We start from the raw sequence: 24,149 nt of genomic DNA on the forward strand, positions 1-24,149 counted from the left end.
CATGAGCCGTTCCGCACATCCCGCCGGGCCCCGCCACGCCGACGTCCTGCCCGAGGGCCACTACGCCGCCCCGCCCGCCGACCTCAACGCCCTCGACGAGAAGATCTGGGCCCGGACCGTGACCCGGGCCGCGGACGGCGTCGTCGCCGTCGGCGGGATCCCGGTGACGGCGCTGGCGGAGGAGTTCGGCACCCCCGCGTACTTCCTCGACGAGGAGGACTTCCGGGCCCGCTGCCGCGCCTGGGCCGAGGCCTTCGGGCCCGGTGCCGACGTCTTCTACGCCGGGAAGGCCTTCCTCAGCCGCGCCGTCGTGCGCTGGCTGTCCGAGGAGGGGCTCAATCTCGACGTCTGCTCCGGCGGCGAGCTGCGCACCGCCCTGGACGCGGGCATGCCCGCCGAGCGCATCGCCTACCACGGCAACAACAAGTCCCCCGAGGAGATCGAGCGGGCGATCGAAGCCGGGGTCGGGCGGATCGTGCTCGACTCCTTCCAGGAGATCGCCCGGGTCGCCCACACCGCCCAGCGGCTCGGCCGCCGCCAGAAGGTGCTGATCCGGGTCACCGTCGGGGTCGAGGCACACACCCACGAGTTCATCGCCACCGCGCACGAGGACCAGAAGTTCGGCATCCCGCTCGCCGGGGACCAGGCCGCCGAAGCGGTCCGCCGGGCGCTCGCCCTCGACGGCCTCGAACTGGTCGGCATCCACTCCCACATCGGTTCCCAGATCTTCGACACCTCCGGCTTCGAGGTCGCCGCCCACCGGGTGGTCGGACTGCTCAAGCGGGTCCGCGACGAGCACGGCGTCGAACTGCCCGAGATCGACCTCGGCGGCGGTCTGGGCATCGCGTACACCCCCGGCGACGACCCGCGTGAACCGCATCACATCGCCAAGGCGCTCCACGAGATCGTAGGCCGCGAGTGCGACGCCGCCGGGCTGCGCAGCCCGCGGATCTCGGTCGAGCCCGGCCGGGCCATCGTCGGACCGACCGCCTTCACGCTGTACGAGGTCGGCACCATCAAGCCGCTGGAGGGGCTGCGGACGTACGTCAGCGTCGACGGCGGGATGTCGGACAACATCCGCACCGCGCTCTACGACGCCGAGTACAGCGTCGTCCTGGTCTCCCGCACCTCCGACGCGCCCCCGATGCTCAGCCGCGTCGTCGGCAAGCACTGCGAGAGCGGTGACATCGTGGTGAAGGACGCCTTCCTCCCGGCCGACCTGGCCCCGGGCGATCTGATCGCGGTCCCCGCGACCGGCGCCTACTGCCGCTCGATGGCCAGCAACTACAACCATGCGCTGCGCCCGCCCGTGGTGGCGGTCTCGGAAGGTGCGGCGCGAGTGATCGTCCGGCGCGAGACGGAGGAAGATCTGTTGCGTCTCGATGTCGGTTAATGGAGATAGATGTCTCGGATGCCGGACGGAGCATAGAAAATGCTGTCCGGTGAGTGAGACTGGACCAACCCCCAAATGTTGAGAAACGAGGTCGGATGATGCGTACGCGTCCGCTGAAGGTGGCGCTGCTGGGCTGTGGAGTGGTCGGCTCAGAGGTGGCGCGCATCATGACGACGCACGCCGACGACCTCGCGGCCCGGATCGGCGCCCCCGTGGAACTCGCGGGGGTCGCCGTGCGGCGGCCCTCCAAGGTGCGCGAGGGCATCGACCCCGCGCTGGTCACCACGGATGCCACGGCCCTGGTCAAACGCGGCGACATCGACGTCGTCATCGAGGTCATCGGCGGGATCGAGCCGGCCCGCACCCTGATCACCACCGCCTTCGAGCACGGCGCGTCCGTAGTGTCGGCGAACAAGGCGCTGCTGGCCGAGGACGGTGCCACGCTGTACGCCGCCGCCGAGCGGCACGGCCGCGACCTGTACTTCGAGGCCGCCGTCGCCGGGGCGATCCCGCTGATCCGGCCGCTGCGCGAATCGCTGGCGGGCGACAAGGTCAACCGGGTCCTCGGCATCGTCAACGGCACCACGAACTTCATCCTCGACAAGATGGACACCTCCGGCGCCGGATACACCGAGGCGCTGGACGAGGCCACCGCCCTCGGTTACGCGGAGGCCGACCCGACCGCCGACGTCGAGGGCTTCGACGCGGCCGCCAAGGCCGCGATCCTCGCCTCCATCGCCTTCCACACCCGGGTCCGGCTCGACGACGTCCACCGCGAGGGCCTGACCGAGGTCACCGCCGCCGATATCGCCTCCGCCAAGCGCATGGGCTGCACGGTCAAGCTGCTGGCGATCTGCGAGCGCGCCGCCGACGGCCGGTCGGTCACCGCCCGGGTGCACCCCGCGATGATTCCGCTCAGCCATCCGCTCGCCTCCGTCCGCGAGGCGTACAACGCGGTCTTCGTGGAGTCCGAGGCCGCCGGGCAGCTGATGTTCTACGGCCCCGGCGCGGGCGGCGCGCCCACCGCGTCCGCGGTCCTCGGCGATCTGGTCGCCGTCTGCCGCAACAAGCTCGCCGGGGCCACGGGCCCGGGGGAGTCCGCGTACACCCAGCTGCCCGTGAGCCCCATGGGCGAGGTCGTGACGCGGTACCACATCAGCCTCGACGTGGCCGACAAGCCGGGTGTCCTCGCCCAGGTCGCGACGGTCTTCGCCGAGCACGGGGTGTCCATCGACACCGTCCGCCAGCAGGGCCGCCCGGACAGCGACGGTGAGGCCTCCCTCGTCGTCGTCACCCACCGCGCGCCCGACGCCGCCCTCTCGGGGACCGTCGAGGCGCTGCGCAAGCTCGACACCGTGCGTGGTGTCGCCAGCATCATGCGTGTTGAAGGGGAGTAACCAGCAATGACCCACCAGTGGCGCGGCATCATCGAGGAGTACCGGGACCGGCTCCCGGTCTCCGACACCACTCCGGTCGTCACGCTCCGTGAGGGTGGTACGCCGCTCGTACCCGCGCAGGTGCTCTCCGAGCGCACCGGCTGCGAGGTCCACCTCAAGGTGGAGGGCGCCAACCCCACCGGTTCCTTCAAGGACCGCGGGATGACGATGGCGATCACCCGCGCCAAGGAGGAGGGGGCCAAGGCGGTCATCTGTGCCTCCACCGGCAACACCTCCGCCTCGGCCGCGGCTTACGCGGTACGGGCCGGGATGGTCTGCGCGGTACTGGTGCCCCGGGGGAAGATCGCGCTCGGCAAGATGGGCCAGGCGCTGGTCTACGGCTCGAAGATCCTCCAGGTCGACGGCAACTTCGACGACTGCCTGGACCTGGCCAGGAATCTGTCCGAAAACTATCCGGTGGCCCTGGTCAACTCGGTCAATCCCTACCGGATCGAAGGCCAGAAGACTGCCTCCTTCGAGATCGTGGACGCCCTCGGCGACGCCCCCGACATCCATGTGCTGCCGGTCGGCAACGCGGGCAACATCACGGCCTACTGGAAGGGCTACCGGGAGTACGCCGCCGACGGCCCGGCCACCCGCACCCCGCGGATGTGGGGCTTCCAGGCGTCCGGCTCCGCGCCGATCGTCCGCGGCGAGGTGGTCAAGGACCCCTCGACCATCGCCACCGCCATCCGGATCGGCAACCCGGCCTCCTGGCAGCAGGCGCTGGCCGCCCGCGACGAGTCCGGCGGCGCCATCGACGAGGTGACGGACCGTGAGATCCTGCGGGCCTACCGCCTGTTGGCCTCGCAGGAGGGCGTCTTCGTGGAGCCGGCGTCCGCCGCTTCCGTGGCCGGTCTGCTGAAGGCCGCCGAGGCGGGTCTGGTCGACCCGGGCCAGCGGATCGTCTGCACGGTCACCGGCAACGGTCTGAAGGACCCCGACTGGGCCGTGGCCGGCGCTCCGCAGCCCGTCACCGTCCCGGTCGACGCGCCGACCGCGGCCGCCCGCCTCGGTCTGGCGTAGCGGTCCGGGATACCGCGCCGTCCGGCCGCGGCGGCCCGCACGCCAAGGCGTCCGGGCCGTCGCGGCCGGGGTGCGAGGACCCGGTGACGGGGCCCGGGCAGCCGTAATACCCCGGTGGAAAGCATCCCAAGCCGGGCGGTGCCGGAGGCCGGGGCACAGCGGGCTCGCGACACGCATCGTGCGCCTCCTGTGCGCCCTATGTCGCCACTGAACCTTCCTTCGATAGGCTGTACCGAACCCACCCACCCCGTATGCCGGTGCGGTGGTGCGACCGTCGTTCGCGGCCCCGGGGGCTGACCCCTCCCGATCCCGCGCACCGCCCGTACGCACATCGGTTCCCCCCTTCATCCCCATTCGGCAGAACCCGACACCACCGATACCGTCAACAACACCGTCACCGCCCGTCCCTTGCGCAACAAGGGGCAGAGCCAAGGAGAGTCTTCGAGCGATGGCCGGTCCAGCGTTCCGCGCCGCCGCCGTCCGGGTGCGCACCCCCGCCACCAGCGCCAATCTCGGTCCGGGCTTCGATGCCTTCGGGCTGTCGCTGGGGCTGTACGACGATGTCGTCGTCCGGGTCGCGGACTCCGGTCTGCACATCGACATCGCGGGTGAGGGCGCGTCGACGCTGCCCCGTGACGAGAGCCATCTGCTCGTACGCTCCCTGCGTACGGCCTTCGATCTGCTCGGCGGACAGCCGCGCGGCCTCGAAATCGTCTGTGCCAACCGGATTCCGCACGGCCGCGGCCTCGGCTCCTCCTCCGCCGCCATCTGCGCCGGGATCGTCGCCGCCCGCGCGGTGACCATAGGGGGCGAGTCCCGCCTCGACGACACGGCGCTGCTGGAGCTGGCCACCGAGATCGAGGGCCACCCGGACAATGTCGCCGCCTGTCTGCTCGGCGGTTTCACCCTCGCCTGGACCGACTCCGGCGCCGCCCGCGCCATCAGGATGGACCCCGCGGATTCCGTCGTTCCGGTGGTTTTCGTCCCCGAGAAGCCGGTGCTCACGGAGACCGCGCGGGGGCTGCTGCCGCGGACCGTCCCGCATGTGGACGCCGCCGCGAACGCCGGCCGTGCGGCCCTGCTGGTCGAGGCGCTGACCCGCCGTCCCGAGCTGCTGCTGCCCGCCACGGAGGACCGGCTCCACCAGGAGTACCGCGCCCCGGCGATGCCGCAGAGCGTCGACCTTGTCAACCGACTGCGCGCCGACGGCGTCCCTGCAGTCATCTCCGGTGCGGGCCCCACGGTGCTCGCGCTGGCCGAGAACAGTGCGGCCGAGAAGGTCGCACAGCTCGCGGGGGAGGGCTGGGCGGCCAACCGCCTGGGCTTCGACACCGCGGGTGCGAGCGTGCTGCCGCTCGTCTCCTCCGGGGCCGCCGCGCCCGCCGGGGATCCGTCGGGAGACGGATCCGGGCAGGTGTACGGGGCCGGGGGCGGCGCCCGGGAGCCCGGTGACACGCCCCTCGGGTGAGCCGCCCCGGCGGGGAACCGCCCCGGGAGCGGGGCGGACGCCGCGGCGAGCGGACAGCGGGGCATTTCCGGGAATTCCCGGGGAGAAATCCGGGCGGCCGCCCGGCGGGATCCCCGTGGTGATTCCCGGGGACACGAGATTGCCGGTGATGGAGAGGGGGAATGTTTGTTGGAGCCGGTAGTGTTAACCTCAAGTCAGCACCCGAAGCCTTTGCGGCTCGGAGCTTCGTGTCCCGTATCGGGACCACCAATTCTTCCGGGAGCCTCCCCGACTGCCTGAGCAGCCTGCCTGAGCAGTATCGAGCACGCTCCGGAACCGGCACGACACCCCCCGCTCCGCCGAGAAGTGGCCGAGCAGGGGGATCTCGGGCCGGATCGCAAGTATCTGCTTCTCCGCCGTACGCAGAATCGGCGGGGACCACCGCCCCGGCACGGTCGCCATCACCGACCGCGTTCGGACAGCACAACCGGTCGCCGAGCCAGATGGCCGACGTCCGCTCCAGGGAAGGACCCTTCGTGAGCGACACCACCGATCTGATGGGCGTGACTGCCGACACCAGCGTCGACACTTCCGCGCCCGCCGCAGGTGCTGCCTCCGGCACCACCGCCCGGCGCCGCCGCTCCGGCACCGGCCTTGAGGGCATGGTCCTGGCCGAGTTGCAGCAGGTCGCGTCCGGCCTCGGGATCCGGGGCACCGCGCGGATGCGCAAGAGCCAGTTGATCGAGGTCATCAAGGAGGCCCAGGCCGGCGGCGGAGCCGCGGCCAAGAAGGCCGCCGAGCCCGAGGCCAAGACCGCCGAGGCCAAGCCGAAGCGCCGCGCCACCTCGAAGGCGCGTACGGGCGACGCCGCGGCCGAGGCCGCCCCGGCCGCCGAGAAGGCCGCGCCGGCCGCCGAGAAGGCGGAGAAGGCCGTGGCCCAGCAGCAGATCGACATCCCGGGACAGCCGGTCAGCGACGACCAGCCGGCCGTCGAGCGCCGCCGCCGCCGGGCCACGGCGCAGGCGGGCAGCCCCGAGGTCCAGGACGGCGGCGCCGTCGCGGTCAAGGAGGCCGAGAAGGTCTCCCGGACCGACGCGCAGGACTCCGGCGCGCAGGACGGCGAGGGCCGCAAGGACCGCGGCGAGCGCGGTCAGCGCGGCGACCGCCGGGACCGCCAGCGCGGCCGCAAGGGCGACGACCAGCAGCAGGGCGGACAGCGTCAGCAGCAGGGCGGCCAGAGCCGTCAGCAGGCCGCTCCGCAGGACGACTTCGACGACGAGGGCGGCCGCCGTGGCCGCCGCGGCCGCTACCGCGACCGCCGTGGCCGCCGCGGCCGCGAGGACTTCGCCGGCGAGCCGCAGGTCTCCGACGACGATGTGCTGATCCCCGTCGCGGGCATCCTCGACATCCTCGACAACTACGCCTTCATCCGCACCTCGGGCTACCTCCCGGGCCCCAACGACGTGTACGTGTCGCTGGCCCAGGTCCGCAAGAACGGCCTGCGCAAGGGCGACCACGTCACCGGCGCCGTGCGGCAGCCCAAGGACGGCGAGCGCCGCGAGAAGTTCAACGCGCTGGTCCGCCTGGACTCGGTCAACGGCATGGCCCCCGAATCGGGCCGCGGCCGCCCCGAGTTCAACAAGCTGACCCCGCTCTACCCGCAGGACCGGCTCCGCCTGGAGACCGACCCGGGTGTGCTGACGACCCGGATCATCGACCTGGTGTCGCCGATCGGCAAGGGCCAGCGCGGTCTGATCGTGGCCCCGCCGAAGACCGGCAAGACCATGATCCTGCAGGCGATCGCCAACGCCATCACGGTCAACAGCCCCGAGTGCCACCTGATGGTCGTCCTCGTCGACGAGCGGCCCGAAGAGGTCACCGACATGCAGCGGTCGGTCAAGGGCGAGGTCATCTCCTCGACCTTCGACCGTCCCGCCGAGGACCACACCACCGTCGCCGAACTCGCCATCGAGCGGGCCAAGCGCCTGGTGGAGCTGGGCCACGACGTGGTTGTCCTGCTGGACTCCATCACCCGTCTGGGCCGCGCCTACAACCTGGCGGCGCCCGCCTCCGGCCGCATCCTGTCCGGTGGTGTCGACTCGACCGCGCTCTACCCGCCGAAGCGCTTCTTCGGTGCCGCGCGCAACATCGAGGACGGCGGCTCGCTGACCATCCTGGCCACCGCGCTGGTCGACACCGGCTCGCGGATGGACGAGGTGATCTTCGAGGAGTTCAAGGGCACCGGCAACATGGAGCTCAAGCTCGACCGGAAGCTCTCCGACAAGCGCATCTTCCCGGCGGTGGACGTGGACGCGTCCAGCACCCGCAAGGAGGAGATCCTGCTCGGCAGCGAGGAGCTGGGCATCGTCTGGAAGCTGCGCCGGGTGCTGCACGCGCTCGACCAGCAGCAGGCGATCGAGCTGCTGCTCGACAAGATGAAGCAGACGAAGTCGAACGCCGAGTTCCTGCTCCAGATCCAGAAGACGACGCCGTCGTCCAACGACTGACGCCCGTCGCAGAGTGGCCCGTGGGCCCCGCCTTCCCCGAGTGGGACGGCGGGGCCCACGGCCGTTCCGGGCCCGTACCGCCGCGGTTCCCGGGCCTTCTCACGCGGTTTTCATCACCGCATGCAACCCTTTTGCTGAGGGACGCGTCCTACCAATGGCGGAACAAAGCTGGACAGAGCGGAAGTTTTGCCCTCGCTCGGTGGCCGGAGGGTCACGGAGCGCGACGGCGGTACGGAGGGGGTCCCAGGCGCCGGGAGGCGCCCGCAGGGCAGGAGAGGACATGAACGAGCAGAGCAGCGGCGACAGCGGTACGGGCGGTGCCGGGAGCGGCCGGAAGCCGCGTTCCGGCAGGCGCCGGGCCGGTGTGATCGCCGCCTGGGCCACGGCGGCCCTGGTCGCCGTCGGCGGCGCCGGGCTCGGCTATCTCTATCTCGGCCTCGACGGCAATCTCCGCGGTATCGACATCAACGCCCGGCTCAGCGAGCGGGACCGCCCCCAGGACATCGGCAACGGCTCCCTGGACATCCTCGTCCTGGGCTCCGACTCCCGTTCCGGCGCCAATCGCGAGTACGGGCGCGACCAGGGCGGCGCCCGCGCCGACACCGCCATGGTGGTCCACGTCTACAAGGGCCACCGCAAGGCCAGCGTGGTCTCCATACCCCGCGACACCCTCGTCGACCGGCCGGCCTGCACCGGCCCCGAGGGCGAGCGAATACCCGCCGCCCACGGCGTGATGTTCAACAGCGCCTACGAGGAGGGCGGCCCGGCCTGCGCCGTCAGCACCGTCGAGCGGCTCTCCGGGATCCGCATGGACCACTACATCGAGGTCGACTTCACCGGCTTCAAGAAACTCGTCGACGAACTCGGCGGTGTGAAGATCACCACCACCGAACCGATCCGGGACCAGGACAGCCGCCTCGACCTGCCCGCCGGGACCCACACCCTCGACGGTGAACAGGCCCTCGGCCTGGTCCGTACCCGCAAGAGCGTCGGCGACGGCAGCGACCTGGGCCGGATACAGCTCCAGCAGGCCTTTGTGAAGGCGTTCCTCGCCCAGGTCAAGGACGCCGGGCTGCTCACCGACCCGCTGAAGCTCTACGGGGTCGCCGACACCGCCACCCAGGCCGTCACCACGGACTCCGGCCTCGCCTCCGTACCGAAGCTCACCGGCCTCGCCCGCTCCCTGGGCGGCATCGACCCCGCCGATGTACGGATGGTCACCATGCCGGTCGTCTACGACCCCCAGGACCCCAACCGCGTCGTCCCCCTCGACGGCGCCGCCCGGCAGGTATGGACCGCCCTGCGGCAGGACCGGCCGATCCCGGCGGGCGCGCTGACGCACTCCGCGGGCGACAAGGCCGGCACGGTGGTCACCCCCACCCCGGACGCGGCCGACACGCCCCGTACCGGCGCCGGCACGGAGTGACGCCGGCGCGCGCCGCCGGTCACCCGGCGCGCACGCCCGGGCACCCGGAACCACCCCGCCCGCCCCTTTACGGCGCCCGGAACCGCCGGGAATAGTTCCGCACCGACCCCGGTTTTGGGAGATACGGCCGGTCCTGGCAGACTGGTTCGTCGGCCCCGGTTCACGCGCGTGCACTCCGCCCGTGCGACCCGGCGCCCTCCCGAAACTAGGAGACACCTTGAAGCGCGACATCCACCCCGAGTACGTCGAGACGCAGGTCAGCTGCACCTGTGGCGCGTCGTTCACGACTCGCAGCACCCTGTCCTCCGGCACCATCCGTGCCGAGGTCTGCTCCGAGTGCCACCCGTTCTACACGGGCAAGCAGAAGATCCTCGACACCGGTGGCCGCGTGGCCCGCTTCGAGGCCCGCTTCGGCAAGGCTGGCGGCTCCGCCAAGAAGTAGCGAGCCAACTGCGCCGGTCACCGGCCGTCCCCGTGCCGGGGCGGCCGGGACCGGCGCTTTGACGTCCCGCAGCACCTTCGTACGTAAGCAGAGCAGGAGCCCCCGATGTTCGAGGCGGTCGAGGAACTCGTCGGCGAGCACGCCGACCTTGAGCAGAAGCTGGCCGACCCCTCCGTCCACGCCGACCAGTCCAACGCGCGCAGACTCAACAAGCGCTACGCCGAGCTGACCCCGATCATCGCCGCCTACCGGTCCTGGAAGGGCACCGGCGACGATATCGAGACGGCCCGCGAGCTGGCCGCCGACGACCCGGACTTCGCCGCCGAGGTCAAGGTGCTGGAGAAGCAGCGGGAAGAGCTGACGGACCGGCTCCGGCTGCTGCTGGTGCCCCGCGACCCCAGCGACGACAAGGACGTCATCCTGGAGGTCAAGGCCGGCGCCGGCGGCGACGAGTCCGCCCTCTTCGCGGGCGATCTGCTGCGGATGTACCTCCGCTACGCCGAGCGCGTCGGCTGGAAGACCGAGATCATCGACGCCACCGAGTCGGAGCTGGGCGGCTACAAGGACGTCCAGGTCGCCGTGAAGACCAAGGGCGGCCAGGGCGCCACCGAGCCCGGCCAGGGCGTCTGGGCCCGCCTCAAGTACGAGGGCGGCGTGCACCGCGTCCAGCGCGTGCCCGCCACCGAGTCCCAGGGCCGGATCCACACCTCCGCGGCCGGTGTCCTCGTGACCCCCGAGGCCGAGGAGATCGACGTCGAGATCAACCCCAACGATCTGCGGATCGACGTCTACCGCTCCTCCGGTCCCGGCGGCCAGTCCGTGAACACCACCGACTCCGCGGTGCGCATCACCCATCTGCCCACCGGTGTGGTCGCCTCCTGCCAGAACGAGAAGAGCCAGCTCCAGAACAAGGAGCAGGCCCTGCGCATCCTACGCTCCCGGCTGCTCGCCGCCGCCCAGGAAGAGGCCGAGAAGGAGGCCGCGGACCAGCGCCGCAGCCAGGTCCGCACGGTCGACCGCTCCGAGAAGATCCGGACCTACAACTACCCGGAGAACCGCCTCTCCGACCACCGCGTCGGCTTCAAGGCGTACAACCTCGACCAGGTACTCGACGGCGATCTCGACGCCGTCATCCAGGCCTGTGTCGACGCCGACTCCGCGGCCAAGCTCGCGGCCGCCCAGTAAGCCCGGCCGGACCCTTCCGTACCAACCAGGTGGAGGACCACCAGTGAACCTGCTGCTCGCCGAGGTGGCCCAGGCCACCCAGCGGCTGGCCGACGCCGGCGTACCCTCGCCGCGCTTCGACGCGGAGGAGCTGGCCGCGTATGTGCACGCGGTGAAGCGGGGCGAGCTCCACCTGGTCAAGGACGCCGACTTCGACGCCCGCTACTGGGAGGCCGTCGCCCGCCGCGAGGCCCGCGAACCCCTCCAGCACATCACCGGCCGCGCCTTCTTCCGCTATCTGGAGCTCCAGGTCGGACCCGGTGTCTTCGTGCCCCGCCCGGAGACCGAATCCGTCGTCGGCTGGGCCATAGACGCCGTCCGCGCCATGGACGTGGTCGAACCGCTGATCGTCGACCTCTGTACGGGATCGGGCGCGATCGCCCTGGCCATGGCGCAGGAGGTGCCCCGCTCCCGGGTCCATGCCGTGGAGCTGTCCGACGACGCCCTGCACTGGGCCCGGAAGAACGCCGAGGGCTCCCGGGTCACCCTCCACCAGGGCAATGCGCTCACCGCGCTGCCCGAACTGGACGGCCAGGTCGACCTGGTGATCTCCAACCCGCCGTACATCCCGCTCACCGAGTGGGAGTACGTGGCGCCCGAGGCCCGCGACCACGACCCGGAGATGGCCCTCTTCTCCGGCGAGGACGGCCTCGACACCATCCGCGGCATCGAACGGACCGCCCACCGGCTGCTGCGCCCCGGCGGGCTCGTCGTCATCGAGCACGCGGACACCCAGGGCGGCCAGGTGCCGTGGATCTTCGCCGAGGAGTCCGGCTGGACGGACGCGGCGGACCATCCCGATCTGAACAACCGCCCGCGGTTCGCGACCGCCCGCAAGGCGACGCCGTGACGACGACCCCGTACGCTCCTGCCGCGTACCTGCCCGAGGAGGCTCTCTGATGGCCCGGCGATACGACTGCAACGACGCGACCGACCGGACGACCGGGCTGCGCGAGGCATCGTCCGCGGTCCGCCGCGGCGAACTGGTCGTGCTGCCCACCGACACCGTGTACGGGCTGGGCGCCGACGCCTTCAGCTCCGAGGCCGTCGCCGGTCTGCTGGCCGCCAAGGGCCGCGGCCGCAATATGCCCACCCCGGTCCTCATCGGCTCCCCGAACACCCTCCACGGGCTGGTCACCGACTTCTCGGAGAACGCCTGGGAGCTGGTGGACGCCTTCTGGCCGGGCGCGCTGACCCTGGTCGCCCGGCACCAGCCGTCCCTCCAGTGGGACCTGGGCGACACCCGCGGGACCGTCGCCGTCCGGATGCCGCTGCACCCGGTCGCCATCGAACTGCTCACCGAGGTCGGCCCGATGGCCGTCTCCTCGGCCAATCTGACCGGCCACCCGGCACCCGAGGACTGCGACGCCGCGCAGGGCATGCTCGGCGACTCCGTCTCCGTCTACCTCGACGGCGGGCCGACGCCCGGTATCGTCCCCTCGTCGATCGTCGACGTCACCGGGGAGGTGCCGGTGCTGCTGCGCGCCGGGGCACTGACCGCGGACGAGCTGCGCAAGGTCGTCCCCGACCTCGAGGTGGCGCCTTGATCGCCCCTGACCAGGGGCGTGGCACCGAGTCGGACGACTGCTTCCGGATACTCCACGTCAGCACCGGCAACGTCTGCCGCTCGCCGATCACCGAGCGGCTGACCCGGCACGCCCTCAGCGACCGCCTCGGCGATCTGCTGGCGAGCGGGCTGATCGTGGAGAGCGCCGGCACCTGGGGGCACGAGGGTGCGCCCATGGAGGCCAACGCCGAGATCGTGCTCGCCGACTTCGGCGCCGACGCCACCGGTTTCACCGGGCGGGAGCTGCTGGACGAGCATGTCATCCGGGCCGATCTGGTGCTGACCGCGACCCGGGACCACCGGGCGCAGGTCATCTCGATGGGGCACTCCGCCGGACTGCGGACTTTCACCCTCAAGGAGTTCACCCGGCTGGTGCGGGCCATAGACCCGGCGACCCTGCCCGACCCGCGCGACGAGGGCGTCGTCGAGCGCGCCCGGGCGCTGGTGCGGGCCGCGGCCGCGCTGCGCGGCTGGCTGCTGGCCCCCAGCCCGGACGCGGACGAGGTGTACGACCCCTACGGCGCGCCGATCACCTTCTTCCGCTCCATCGGCGACGAGATCAACCAGGCGCTGGACCCGGTGGTCACCGCCCTGACGGGCGTTCCCGCCCGGCACTGACGCCCCGCGGCGGCCCGGCCCGGCCGCTCGCGCGCGCCGCGGGCACCCGCGGCCTACAGTGAAAGCGCACCGATACGCGAGGACCGGAGCGCGCCATGCCCGTCCGCACCGCACGCGCGAGCGCCGCGAAGAGCGCCGTCCGCTATACCGCCGATCCGGAGCTGCTGAGGCGGCGGGATCCCGAGATCGCCGAGGTGATCGAGGAGGAGACGGCCCGGCAGACCGGGTCGCTCCAGCTGATCGCCGCGGAGAACTTCACCTCCCCGGCGGTGCTGGCCGCCCTCGGCTCCCCGCTGGTCAACAAGTACGCGGAGGGCTATCCCGGCGCCCGCCACCACGGCGGCTGCGAGCTGGTCGACGCGGCCGAGCGGATCGCCGTGGACCGGGCCCGGGCATTGTTCGGCGCCGAGCACGCCAATGTGCAGCCCCACTCGGGCTCCTCCGCGGTGCTGGCGGCGTACGCGGCGCTGCTGCGGCCCGGTGACACGGTGCTGGCGATGGGGCTCCCGTACGGCGGACATCTCACCCACGGCTCGCCGGCGAACTTCTCGGGGCGCTGGTTCGACTTCGTGGGCTACGGCACCGACCCGGAGACCGGGCTGATCGACTACCGCGAGGTGCGCAGACTGGCCCGGACCCGGGGGCCGAAGGCGATCGTCTGCGGCTCCATCTCCTACCCCCGCCATCCCGACTACGCGCTCTTCCGGGAGATCGCCGACGAGGCGGGCGCGGTGCTGATCGCGGACGCCGGGCATCCGATGGGGCTGATCGCGGGCGGGGCGGCGCCCAGCCCGGTGCCGTACGCCGACGTGGTCTGCGCCACCACCCACAAGGTGCTGCGGGGGCCGCGCGGCGGGCTGGTGCTCTGCGGCGAGGAGACGGCGGGGCGGATCGACCGGGCGGTGTTCCCGTTCACCCAGGGCGGGGCCCAGATGAACACCGTCGCGGCGAAGGCGGTGGCGTTCGGCGAGGCCGCGGCGCCCGCGTTCGCGGCGTACGCCCACCGGGTGGTGGCCAACGCGCGGGTGCTGGCGGCCGGTCTGGAGGCGGAGGGCTTCACGGTCCTGACGGGCGGTACGGACACCCATCTGATCGTGGTGGACCCCGGACCCCTCGGAGCGGACGGGAGGACCGCACGCGGCCGTCTGGCGGCCTGCGGGCTGGTACTGGACACCTGTGCGCTCCCCCATACGGAGGAGGCCCGGGGGCTGCGCCTGGGGACCGCGGCGGTCACCACCCAGGGGATGGGGGAGGCGGAGATGGCGCGGATCGCGGTGCTCTGCGCGGCCGCGCTGTACGCCGAGGGTGACGCGGTGCGGACCTTGCGTACGGAGGCGGCGGAGCTGGCCGGTAGATTTCCGCCGTATCCGGGGTAGCCGAGACCGTGTGCAACCGTCAGCGGCGCCCGCCAGTCCTTCACCATGCGGCCGCCACGGTTAGGGTGTGGGGCTGAGATGGCCAGCGATTCCTGTGGGGCAGCCCGTGCGTGATTATCTGCTGACGCTCTGTGTCACAGCCGCGGTGACCTATCTGCTGACCGGTCCGGTGCGGAAGTTCGCCATCGCGACCGGGGCGATGCCGGAGGTCCGCGCGCGCGACGTGCACCGAGAACCGACGCCGAGGCTCGGCGGCATCGCCATGTTCTTCGGGCTGTGCGCGGGGCTGCTGGTCGCCGACCATCTGCAGAACCTGGGCAGTGTCTTCGAGCTGTCGAACGAACCGCGGGCGCTGCTCTCCGGCGCCGCGCTGATCTGGATCATCGGGGTCCTCGACGACAAGTTCGAGATCGACGCGCTGATCAAGCTCGGCGGCCAGATGATCGCCGCCGGTGTGATGGTGATGCAGGGTCTGACCATCCTGTGGATCCCGGTCCCCGGTGTCGGCACGGTCTCGCTCACCTCCTGGCAGGGCACCCTGCTGACGGTGGCGATCGTGGTGATCACCATCAACGCGGTGAACTTCGTCGACGGTCTCGACGGGCTCGCGGCCGGCATGGTCTGCATCGCGGCCGCCGCGTTCTTCCTCTACTCGTACCGCCTGTGGGTCGGCAACATGATCGAGGCCGCCGCCCCCGCCGCCCTGTTCACGGCCATCCTGATGGGCATGTGCCTGGGCTTCCTGCCGCACAATATGCATCCGGCGCGGATCTTCATGGGAGATTCGGGGTCGATGCTGATCGGCCTGGTGCTGTCCGCCTCCGCGATCTCGGTCACCGGCCAGGTGGACCCCGACACCCTGCGGATCTTCGTCTACGACGGCAGCACCCGCGACGCCACCCATGCGATGCTGCCGGTCTTCATCCCGCTGCTGCTGCCGCTGACGATCATCGCCATCCCGGTCGCCGACCTGGTGCTGGCCATCGTCCGCCGGACCTGGAAGGGCCAGTCGCCGTTCGCCGCCGACCGGGGGCACCTCCACCACCGGCTGCTGGAGATCGGCCACTCGCACAGCCGGGCCGTACTGATCATGTACTTCTGGTCGGCGGTGTTCGCCTTCGGCGTGGTCGGCTACTCGGTGCACTCCGCGTCCCTGTGGATCGTCATGGTGATCGTCGGGCTGAGCGCGGTGGGCCTGGTGCTGCTTCTGCTGCCGCGGTTCACCCCGCGGGCGCCGCGCTGGATGGAGCGGTTCGTCCCGCCGCGCTACCGCCGCCGCAAGCGGCCCGCGGCCGGTGCAGAGCCGGAGCCCGCCCACGCGTACGCGGCCGGGGCCGGTGAGGCGTCCGGCACGGGTGGGGAGAGCGGGGCGGAAGAGGCCCGGAGGAAGCTTCCGGAGGGGGTCGGCGGGGCCACCGCGCTCGGCGCGAGGCCGGAGCCCGCGGAGCGGAAGAAGGCCGGAACCCCAGGGTGACTTTTGCCATGTTCGGGCCCATTAGCAGACAAGCCGCGGCCAAGTCCGCGCACACACGGGCGCATTCACTCTCATGTGTGAGAGTGGGCACACGAACGGGTAAAGGTCTCCTCAAATAGCTTGTGATACGATTCACGAGAACCGGCGACAGTGCCGAAGGACCGTAGTGCGACGGTCTTCCGGCCCCCGAGGACCCGTCTCGGACCCGGCTTACGCTCGTCCATGACGACACCACTGCCACCAACCGCAAGCGGAGATGCCGCCATGCCGTCCACTGACGCACGCACCCTTCTGCACACCGCCGTACCGACCGCAGTCACCGGCCTGATCGCCGTTGGCGTCGGCGCCGGCGTCGCGGGCGGCAAGGGCGCGCTCGGCGCCGCCGTCGGCGCGCTGGTGGTCGTTCTCTTCATGGGGACGGGACTCGTCGTCCTGCAGCGCACCGCCAAGCAGTACCCGCATCTGTTCCAGGCGATGGGCTTTCTGCTCTACACCACACAGCTGCTGCTGCTCTTCGTCTTCCTGCTGGCGTTCAAGGACACGACCCTCTTCGATTCGAAGGTCTTCGCCCTGACGCTGCTGGTGGCGACCATCGTCTGGGTCGCGGCCCAGGCCCGCGCCTATCTCAAAGCCAAGATCCTCTACGTCGAGCCCGAGGAAAACGCGGGCGCGGGGGCCCCGAAGACCGGGTCCGCGACGTGAAGCGTAGGGCCGGGATAAATGGGCTTTCGGGTTCCTGCTATCGTCCGGTGCCAACTGCGGCACTGCGGGCGCGGGCATCCGAGCTGACGCCCGCTCATCCGCGAGGCTCATGGCCCGCCCGCCGCCCCACCATCCGTTACACCAGTCCCGTGCCGAACCGCGGCTGCGCGCCGCGCCGACACAACGAGGTTGCCGTACCTATGCGCCACGCTGAAGGAGCCCGCGGTGAGTGCTGACCCCCAGATGCTCGCCTTCGAGGCGGACTGTCAACTCTTCACCGGGTGTGGATTCAACGCCCCTGGGCTCCACACGTTCATGTACGAGCCTCTGTTCACGGTCGGTGGCTTCGAGTTCAACAAGCCCATGCTGCTCGCCTTCGCGAGCACGCTGATCGTCGTCGGCTTCTTCTGGGCGGCCTTCAACAAGCCGAAGCTGGTGCCCGGCAAGGTCCAGATGATCGGTGAAGCGGGTTACGACTTCGTCCGCAAGGGCGTCGTCTACGAGATCATCGGCAAGAAGGAGGGCGAGAAGTACGTCCCCCTGATGGTCTCCCTGTTCTTCTTCATCTGGATCATGAACCTGTGGTCGATCATTCCGATCGCCCAGTTCCCGGTGACCTCGCTGATCGCGTACCCGGTGGTCCTCGCCCTCCTCGTCTACTTCCTCTGGGTCGGACTGACCTTCAAGAAGCACGGCTTCGTCGGCGGCTGGAAGAACATCCTTGGCTACAACAAGGACCTCGGCAAGATCCTTCCGCTGATCATGCTGCTGGAGTTCTTCTCGAACCTGATCATCCGCCCGTTCACCCACGCCGTCCGGCTCTTCGCCAACATGTTCGCGGGCCACCTGCTGATCGTGATGTTCACCGTCGCGACCTGGTACCTGCTCAACGGCGTCGGCGTCCTCTACGCGGGCACCTCGTTCATCCTCGTCATGGCGATGATCGTGTTCGAGCTGTTCATCCAGGCCGTCCAGGCGTACGTGTTCGTCCTGCTGGCGTCCAACTACATCCAGGGCGCGCTCTCCGAGCACCACTGATTCACCTCAGACCTCCCTCCAGCGCAACCCTCCAGATCGTCCGGTGGCCAACCCCCACCGGGTCCTTGAAAGAGAAGGAAGAACCGGCATGTCCGCTCTCCAGACCCTCGCCGCCGTCGAAGGCAACGTCGCCGCCATCGGTTACGGCCTCGCCGCCATCGGCCCCGGCGTCGGCGTCGGCATCATCTTCGGTAACGGCACCCAGGCCCTCGCCCGTCAGCCCGAGGCGGCCGGCCTGATCCGCACCAACCAGATCATGGGTTTCGCCTTCTGTGAGGCGCTCGCCCTGATCGGCATCGTCATGGGCTTCGTCTACTAGGACGAGTCCGGACAGCCCACCTCTTTTTCACGGAAGGCACTGATGTGAGCGCCCTGATTCCCATCGCGGCCGCGGGAGAGCCGATGCCGCCGCTGCTCCCGCACCCCGATGAGCTCATCATCGGCACCATCGCCTTCGCGATCGTCTTCTTCTTCCTCGCCAAGAAGCTCCTCCCGAACATCAACAAGACTCTGGTGGAGCGCCGCGAGGCGATCGAAGGCGGCATCGAGAAGGCCGATGCGGCCAGGACCGAGGCCGAGAGCGTCCTGGAGCAGTACAAGGCCCAGCTCGCCGAGGCCCGTCACGAAGCCGCCCGGCTCCGCCAGGAGGCAACCGAGCAGGGCGCCACGATCGTGCAGGAGATGCGGTCCGAGGGCCAGCGCCAGCGCGAGGAGATCATCGCCGCCGGTCACGCCCAGATCCAGGCCGACCGCAAGGCCGCGGCCGCCGCGCTCCGCCAGGACGTCGGCACGCTCGCGACCGACCTGGCGAGCAGGCTCGTCGGCGAGTCCCTCGAGGACTCCGCCCGGCAGAGCCGGACGATCGACCGCTTCCTCGACGAACTCGAGGCAGGCGCCACGACCACGGTGAAGGCGGAGGTCTCCCGGTGAACGGAGCGAGCCGAGAGGCGCTGTCCACTGCCCGCGAGTCCCTCGACGCGCTGACCGACAACACGTCGGTCGACGTGGCGAAGCTCGCCGGGGAACTGGCCGCCGTCACCGCTCTGCTCGACCGCGAGGTGTCGCTGCGCCGGGTCCTGACCGACCCGGCGCAGAGCGGCGACGCCAAGGCCGAGCTGGCGGGACGGCTGCTGAGCGGCCAGGTGGGCGGCGAGACCGCCGACCTGGTCTCCGGAGCCGTGCGCTCCCGCTGGTCGCGTTCGCGCGATCTGGTGGACGCGCTGGAGGAGCTGGCGAACATCGCCGACCTCACCGCCGCCCAGCGGGCGGGCGTTCTCGACGACGTCGAGGACGAGCTGTTCCGCTTCGGACGGATCGTGGACTCGAACCCGCAGCTGCGGTCCGCGCTGACCGACAAGTCCGCGGCCCCGGCCGCCCGCGACGAGCTGCTGAAGAGCCTGCTCGACGGCCGGGCGAACCCGGCCACCGGCCGGATCGTCGGCCGGCTCGTCTCCGCGCCCCGGGGACGTAGCCTGGAACAGGGACTCGACTCCCTGTCCAAGCTGGCCGCGGCCCGCCGGGACCGGATGGTGGCCGTGGTCACCTCCGCGGTACCGCTCAGCGACTCCCAGAAGGAGCGCCTGGGCACCGGACTGGCCCGGCTGTACGGCCGTGAGATGCACCTCAACCTCGAGGTGGACCCCACGGTCATGGGCGGGATCACGGTCCGGGTCGGCGACGAGGTCATCAACGGCACCATCGCCGACCGCCTCGACGAGGCGAAGCGCAGGCTGGCGGGCTGACGCGCACCCGCGCGTCCGCCGCCCGCGGCGGCACAACTGAACTGGCAAGACAGCGGCCCGGTTGGGCCGTGCAGAGATTGCAGAAGATTCCTGGGGGTCGCCCCCAGACCCCAAAGAAACTTCGGGCCCAACAAGGAGAGCAGGGAACCTGATGGCGGAGCTCACGATCCGGCCGGAGGAGATCCGGGACGCGCTGGAGAACTTCGTCCAGTCGTACAAGCCGGACGCGGCCTCGCGCGAGGAGGTCGGTACGGTCAGCGTGGCCGGCGACGGCATCGCGAAGGTCGAGGGACTTCCCTCGGCCATGGCGAACGAGCTGCTGAAGTTCGAGGACGGAACCCTCGGCCTCGCGCTCAACCTGGAAGAGCGCGAGATCGGCGCGATCGTCCTCGGTGAGTTCAGTGGTATCGAGGAGGGGCAGCCGGTCAGCCGTACCGGCGAGGTCCTGTCGGTCGCGGTCGGCGAGGGCTACCTCGGCCGGGTCGTCGACCCGCTCGGCAACCCGATCGACGGCCTCGGCGAGATCGAGACCTCGGGCCGCCGCGCCCTCGAGCTGCAGGCCCCCACGGTCATGGAGCGCAAGTCGGTCCACGAGCCGATGGAGACCGGCTACAAGGCCGTCGACGCCATGACGCCGATCGGCCGCGGCCAGCGCCAGCTGATCATCGGCGACCGCCAGACGGGCAAGACCGCCCTGGCCGTCGACACCATCATCAACCAGCGCGACAACTGGCGCTCGGGCGACGTGAACAAGCAGGTCCGCTGCATCTACGTCGCCATCGGCCAGAAGGGCTCCACCATCGCGTCCGTGCGCGGCGCGCTGGAGGAGGCCGGCGCCCTGGAGTACACCACCATCGTCGCCGCCCCGGCGTCCGACCCGGCGGGCTTCAAGTACCTCGCGCCCTACACCGGCTCGGCCATCGGCCAGCAGTGGATGTACGAGGGCAAGCACGTCCTGATCATCTTCGACGACCTGTCGAAGCAGGCCGACGCCTACCGCGCCGTGTCGCTGCTGCTGCGCCGTCCGCCGGGCCGTGAGGCCTACCCGGGCGACGTCTTCTACCTGCACTCGCGTCTGCTGGAGCGCTGCGCCAAGCTCTCCGACGCCATGGGCGCCGGTTCGATGACCGGTCTGCCGATCGTCGAGACGAAGGCCAACGACGTCTCGGCGTTCATCCCGACCAACGTCATCTCCATCACCGACGGCCAGTGCTTCCTGGAGTCCGACCTGTTCAACGCCGGTCAGCGCCCGGCCCTGAACGTCGGTATCTCGGTCTCCCGCGTCGGTGGCTCCGCCCAGCACAAGGCGATGCGCCAGGTCTCCGGCCGGCTCCGCGTGGACCTCGCCCAGTTCCGTGAGCTGGAGGCGTTCGCCGCCTTCGGTTCCGACCTGGACGCGGCCTCCAAGGCCTCCCTGGAGCGCGGTAAGCGCATGGTCGAGCTGCTGAAGCAGCCGCAGTACGAGCCGATGCGCACCGAGGACCAGGTCGTCTCCGTCTGGGCCGGCACCACCGGCCGGATGGACGACGTCCCGGTTCAGGACATCCGCCGCTTCGAGCGCGAGCTGCTGGAGTACCTGCACCGCGAGGAGTCCGGCCTGATGCTCTCCATCCGTGAGGGCGCCAAGATGTCGGACGACACGCTGACCGCTGTCGCGGACTCCATCGCCGCGTTCAAGAAGCAGTTCGAGACCCACGACGGCAAGCTGCTCGGCGAGGACGCTCCGGCCGCCGTCAACGTCTCGAAGTGACGACGGAAGGGACCTGACTCATGGGAGCGCAGCTCCGGGTCTACAAGCGTCGCATCCGGTCCGTCTCCGCGACGAAGAAGATCACCAAGGCGATGGAGATGATCGCCGCCTCGCGCATTGTCAAGGCACAGCGCAAGGTGGCGGCCTCCACGCCGTACGCGACCGAGCTGACCCGCGCGGTCACGGCGGTGGCGACCGGATCGAACACCAAGCACCCTCTGACCACCGAGGCGGAGAGTGCCACCCGCGCCGCGGTACTGCTCATCACGAGCGACCGCGGTCTGGCGGGCGGCTACTCCTCCAACGCCATCAAGGCGGCCGACCGGCTCACCGAGCGGCTCCGCGGCGAGGGCAAGGAGGTCGACTCCTTCATCGTCGGCCGCAAGGGTGTCGCCTACTACGGGTTCCGTGAGCGCAAGGTCGCGGGCTCGTGGACCGGCTTCACGGACAGCCCGGAGTACGCGGATGCCAAGAAGGTCTCCGCGGCGCTCATCGAGGCCGTGCAGAAGGACACCGCCGAGGGCGGCGTCGACGAGCTGTACATCGTCTTCACGGAGTTCGTGTCGATGATGACGCAGTCGCCGGTGGACAACCGGATGCTGCCGCTCAGCCTCGGCGACGCGGCGGAGGAGACCGGCGGGAAGGCCGAGATCCTTCCGCTGTTCGACTTCGAGCCGTCGGCGGAGGACGTTCTCGACGCACTGCTGCCGCGGTACGTCGAGAGCCGGGTCTACAACGCCCTGCTCCAGTCCGCCGCCTCCGAGCACGCGGCCCGCCGCCGCGCGATGAAGTCGGCGACCGACAACGCGGGTGAGCTGATCAATACGCTCTCCCGACTTGCCAACGCGGCCCGACAGGCCGAAATCACCCAGGAAATCAGCGAGATCGTCGGTGGCTCCAGCGCCCTGGCCGACGCGACCGCGGGGAGTGACAAGTAATGACGACCTCTGTTGAGACGGCCGCTGCCACGGGCCGCGTCGCCCGGGTCATCGGCCCGGTCGTCGACGTGGAGTTCCCCGTCGACGCGATGCCCGAGATCTACAACGCGCTGCACGTCGAGGTGGCCGACCCGGCCCAGGACGGCGCGCTCAAGACGCTGACCCTCGAGGTTGCGCAGCACCTCGGTGAGGGTGTGGTCCGCACCATCTCCATGCAGCCCACCGACGGTCTGGTCCGCCAGGCCCCGGTGACCGACACGGGCAAGGGCATCACCGTCCCGGTCGGCGACTTCACCAAGGGCAAGGTGTTCAACACCCTCGGCGAGGTGCTGAACCACCCCGAGGAGAACGCCAACGTCGGCGAGCGCTGGGCGATCCACCGCAAGGCCCCGGCCTTCGACCAGCTCGAGTCCAAGACCGAGATGTTCGAGACCGGTCTGAAGGTCGTCGACCTGCTGACCCCGTACGTCAAGGGCGGCAAGATCGGTCTGTTCGGTGGTGCCGGCGTCGGCAAGACCGTGCTGATCCAGGAAATGATCATGCGTGTCGCCAACCTCCACGAGGGCGTCTCCGTCTTCGCGGGCGTCGGCGAGCGCACCCGTGAGGGCAACGACCTCATCGACGAGATGGAGGAGTCCGGCGTCCTCGACAAGACGGCGCTGGTCTTCGGCCAGATGGACGAGCCCCCGGGCACCCGTCTGCGCGTCGCCCTGGCCGGTCTGACCATGGCGGAGTACTTCCGCGATGTGCAGAAGCAGGACGTGCTCTTCTTCATCGACAACATCTTCCGGTTCACCCAGGCCGGTTCCGAGGTCTCCACGCTGCTCGGCCGTATGCCGTCCGCGGTGGGTTACCAGCCGAACCTGGCGGACGAGATGGGTCTGCTCCAGGAGCGGATCACGTCGACCCGCGGTCACTCGATCACCTCCATGCAGGCGATCTACGTCCCCGCGGACGACCTGACCGACCCGGCCCCGGCCACCACCTTCGCCCACCTCGACGCGACGACGGTGCTCTCCCGTCCGATCTCGGAGAAGGGCATCTACCCGGCCGTGGACCCGCTGGACTCCACGTCCCGGATCCTGGACCCGCGGTACATCGCCGCGGACCACTACGAGGCCGCCATGCGCGTCAAGGGGATCCTCCAGAAGTACAAGGACCTCCAGGACATCATCGCGATCCTCGGTATCGACGAGCTGGGCGAAGAGGACAAGCTGGTCGTCCACCGCGCCCGTCGTGTCGAGCGCTTCCTGTCCCAGAACACCCACGCCGCCAAGCAGTTCACCGGTGTGGACGGGTCGGACGTTCCGCTCGACGAGTCGATCGCCGCGTTCAACGCGATCTGCGACGGTGAGTACGACCACTTCCCCGAGCAGGCCTTCTTCATGTGCGGTGGTCTTGAGGACCTCAAGAAGAACGCCAAGGAGCTGGGCGTCTCCTGACGCCGGCGATCCGGTGAGGAAGCGGCGGGCGGGGTGCCCCCGGCCGCCGCTTCCTCCCGGAGCCCCCGCACCTCCGGCCCCCGGGCCGGAGCGGGCCCCGGCACGATCCTGTCCGGCGCCCTACTAGACTGATGAACCGACACCCGGCGAAGCCGCCGGGTGGTGACCCGAGGAGCCACCCTTGGCTGCTGAGCTGCATGTCGAGCTGGTCGCCGCCGACCGTCAGGTCTGGTCCGGTGAGGCCACCCTGGTCGTCGCGCGCACCACGTCCGGCGACATCGGCGTCATGCCCGGTCACCAGCCGCTGCTCGGTGTGCTGGAGTCGGGCCCGGTGACCATCCGTACCAGTACCCCCGAGGGTGCCGGGACGGTCGTCGCCGCCGTGCACGGCGGATTCATCTCCTTCGCCGACAACAAGCTGTCGCTGCTGGCGGAGATCGCCGAGCTGGCGGACGAGATCGACGCCCAGCGTGCCGAGCGCGCGCTGGAGCGTGCCAAGTCGGAGGAGGACGCCGCGGCCGAGCGCCGCGCCGATGTCCGGCTCCGTGCGGTGGCGGTGCGCTAGCACCCCGCCGGAAGACTACGACCTCAGCCGCGGCTC

22 protein-coding genes are annotated in these 24,149 nt (G+C 70.5%); all 22 read left to right on the top strand.

The window, feature by feature from the left end:
- Position 1 precedes the first annotated feature (1 nt).
- The 22 genes from lysA to ACWDR0_RS07315 all read left to right on the top strand — a co-directional run bounded on the left by lysA (position 2) and on the right by ACWDR0_RS07315 (position 24,113).
- On the top strand, positions 2-1,393 hold the full coding sequence (lysA, locus tag ACWDR0_RS07210; RefSeq protein WP_456350650.1) for a diaminopimelate decarboxylase: 1,392 nt from the start codon (positions 2-4) through the stop codon (positions 1,391-1,393).
- A 95-nt stretch (positions 1,394-1,488) separates the two neighbouring features.
- Positions 1,489-2,790 (top strand): homoserine dehydrogenase, encoded by a 1,302-nt coding sequence (locus ACWDR0_RS07215; protein WP_456350651.1) that lies wholly within the window; start codon positions 1,489-1,491, stop codon positions 2,788-2,790.
- A 6-nt stretch (positions 2,791-2,796) separates the two neighbouring features.
- Positions 2,797-3,855, top strand: coding sequence for a threonine synthase (thrC, locus tag ACWDR0_RS07220; protein WP_456350652.1), 1,059 nt, complete (start codon positions 2,797-2,799; stop codon positions 3,853-3,855).
- A 448-nt stretch (positions 3,856-4,303) separates the two neighbouring features.
- On the top strand, positions 4,304-5,323 hold the full coding sequence (gene thrB / locus ACWDR0_RS07225) for a homoserine kinase (RefSeq protein ID WP_456350653.1): 1,020 nt from the start codon (positions 4,304-4,306) through the stop codon (positions 5,321-5,323).
- A gap of 515 nt (positions 5,324-5,838) precedes the next feature.
- Positions 5,839-7,809, top strand: coding sequence for a transcription termination factor Rho (rho, locus tag ACWDR0_RS07230; protein ID WP_456350654.1), 1,971 nt, complete (start codon positions 5,839-5,841; stop codon positions 7,807-7,809).
- A 280-nt stretch (positions 7,810-8,089) separates the two neighbouring features.
- The gene (locus ACWDR0_RS07235; protein ID WP_456350655.1) at positions 8,090-9,235 is read left to right on the top strand and encodes an LCP family protein; all 1,146 of its coding nucleotides are present in this window, start codon (positions 8,090-8,092) and stop codon (positions 9,233-9,235) included.
- A 217-nt stretch (positions 9,236-9,452) separates the two neighbouring features.
- Positions 9,453-9,677, top strand: coding sequence for a 50S ribosomal protein L31 (gene rpmE / locus ACWDR0_RS07240; protein WP_456350656.1), 225 nt, complete (start codon positions 9,453-9,455; stop codon positions 9,675-9,677).
- A gap of 105 nt (positions 9,678-9,782) precedes the next feature.
- The gene (gene prfA, locus ACWDR0_RS07245; RefSeq protein ID WP_456350657.1) at positions 9,783-10,862 is read left to right on the top strand and encodes a peptide chain release factor 1; all 1,080 of its coding nucleotides are present in this window, start codon (positions 9,783-9,785) and stop codon (positions 10,860-10,862) included.
- Positions 10,863-10,905: 43 nt separating this feature from the next.
- Entirely contained in the window at positions 10,906-11,751 is an 846-nt protein-coding gene (gene prmC / locus ACWDR0_RS07250; protein ID WP_456350658.1) for a peptide chain release factor N(5)-glutamine methyltransferase, read from the top strand.
- 49 nt (positions 11,752-11,800) lie between these two features.
- Positions 11,801-12,448, top strand: a complete 648-nt coding sequence (locus tag ACWDR0_RS07255) for an L-threonylcarbamoyladenylate synthase (protein WP_456350659.1) — start codon at positions 11,801-11,803, stop codon at positions 12,446-12,448.
- Positions 12,445-13,086, top strand: coding sequence for an arsenate reductase/protein-tyrosine-phosphatase family protein (locus ACWDR0_RS07260; RefSeq protein ID WP_456350660.1), 642 nt, complete (start codon positions 12,445-12,447; stop codon positions 13,084-13,086). The genes ACWDR0_RS07255 and ACWDR0_RS07260 overlap by 4 nt, the downstream gene beginning before the upstream one ends.
- Before the next feature lie 95 nt (positions 13,087-13,181).
- On the top strand, positions 13,182-14,462 hold the full coding sequence (locus ACWDR0_RS07265; protein ID WP_456350661.1) for a serine hydroxymethyltransferase: 1,281 nt from the start codon (positions 13,182-13,184) through the stop codon (positions 14,460-14,462).
- A gap of 106 nt (positions 14,463-14,568) precedes the next feature.
- Entirely contained in the window at positions 14,569-15,936 is a 1,368-nt protein-coding gene (locus tag ACWDR0_RS07270) for an MraY family glycosyltransferase (RefSeq protein WP_456350662.1), read from the top strand.
- A 264-nt stretch (positions 15,937-16,200) separates the two neighbouring features.
- A complete protein-coding gene (locus ACWDR0_RS07275; RefSeq protein ID WP_456350663.1) occupies positions 16,201-16,638 on the top strand; it encodes a hypothetical protein in 438 nt (145 codons plus the stop codon).
- 225 nt (positions 16,639-16,863) lie between these two features.
- A complete protein-coding gene (atpB, locus tag ACWDR0_RS07280) occupies positions 16,864-17,676 on the top strand; it encodes a F0F1 ATP synthase subunit A (protein ID WP_456350664.1) in 813 nt (270 codons plus the stop codon).
- Positions 17,677-17,764: 88 nt separating this feature from the next.
- Positions 17,765-17,995, top strand: a complete 231-nt coding sequence (gene atpE, locus ACWDR0_RS07285; RefSeq protein WP_006346597.1) for an ATP synthase F0 subunit C — start codon at positions 17,765-17,767, stop codon at positions 17,993-17,995.
- Positions 17,996-18,039: 44 nt separating this feature from the next.
- Complete coding sequence (locus tag ACWDR0_RS07290) at positions 18,040-18,606, top strand: F0F1 ATP synthase subunit B (RefSeq protein WP_456350665.1); 567 nt, start codon at positions 18,040-18,042, stop codon at positions 18,604-18,606.
- A complete protein-coding gene (locus ACWDR0_RS07295) occupies positions 18,603-19,418 on the top strand; it encodes a F0F1 ATP synthase subunit delta (protein ID WP_456350666.1) in 816 nt (271 codons plus the stop codon). The genes ACWDR0_RS07290 and ACWDR0_RS07295 overlap by 4 nt, the downstream gene beginning before the upstream one ends.
- Positions 19,419-19,569: 151 nt before the next feature.
- The gene (gene atpA / locus ACWDR0_RS07300; protein ID WP_456350667.1) at positions 19,570-21,168 is read left to right on the top strand and encodes a F0F1 ATP synthase subunit alpha; all 1,599 of its coding nucleotides are present in this window, start codon (positions 19,570-19,572) and stop codon (positions 21,166-21,168) included.
- A gap of 20 nt (positions 21,169-21,188) precedes the next feature.
- Positions 21,189-22,106 (top strand): F0F1 ATP synthase subunit gamma, encoded by a 918-nt coding sequence (locus tag ACWDR0_RS07305; RefSeq protein WP_456350668.1) that lies wholly within the window; start codon positions 21,189-21,191, stop codon positions 22,104-22,106.
- On the top strand, positions 22,106-23,548 hold the full coding sequence (atpD, locus tag ACWDR0_RS07310) for a F0F1 ATP synthase subunit beta (protein ID WP_456350669.1): 1,443 nt from the start codon (positions 22,106-22,108) through the stop codon (positions 23,546-23,548). Before ACWDR0_RS07305 ends, atpD begins: the two co-directional genes overlap by 1 nt.
- Before the next feature lie 181 nt (positions 23,549-23,729).
- Positions 23,730-24,113 (top strand): F0F1 ATP synthase subunit epsilon, encoded by a 384-nt coding sequence (locus tag ACWDR0_RS07315; RefSeq protein ID WP_456350670.1) that lies wholly within the window; start codon positions 23,730-23,732, stop codon positions 24,111-24,113.
- Positions 24,114-24,149: the final 36 nt, after the last annotated feature.

The sequence above is a fragment of the Streptomyces sp. NPDC003691 genome (assembly GCF_053981115.1).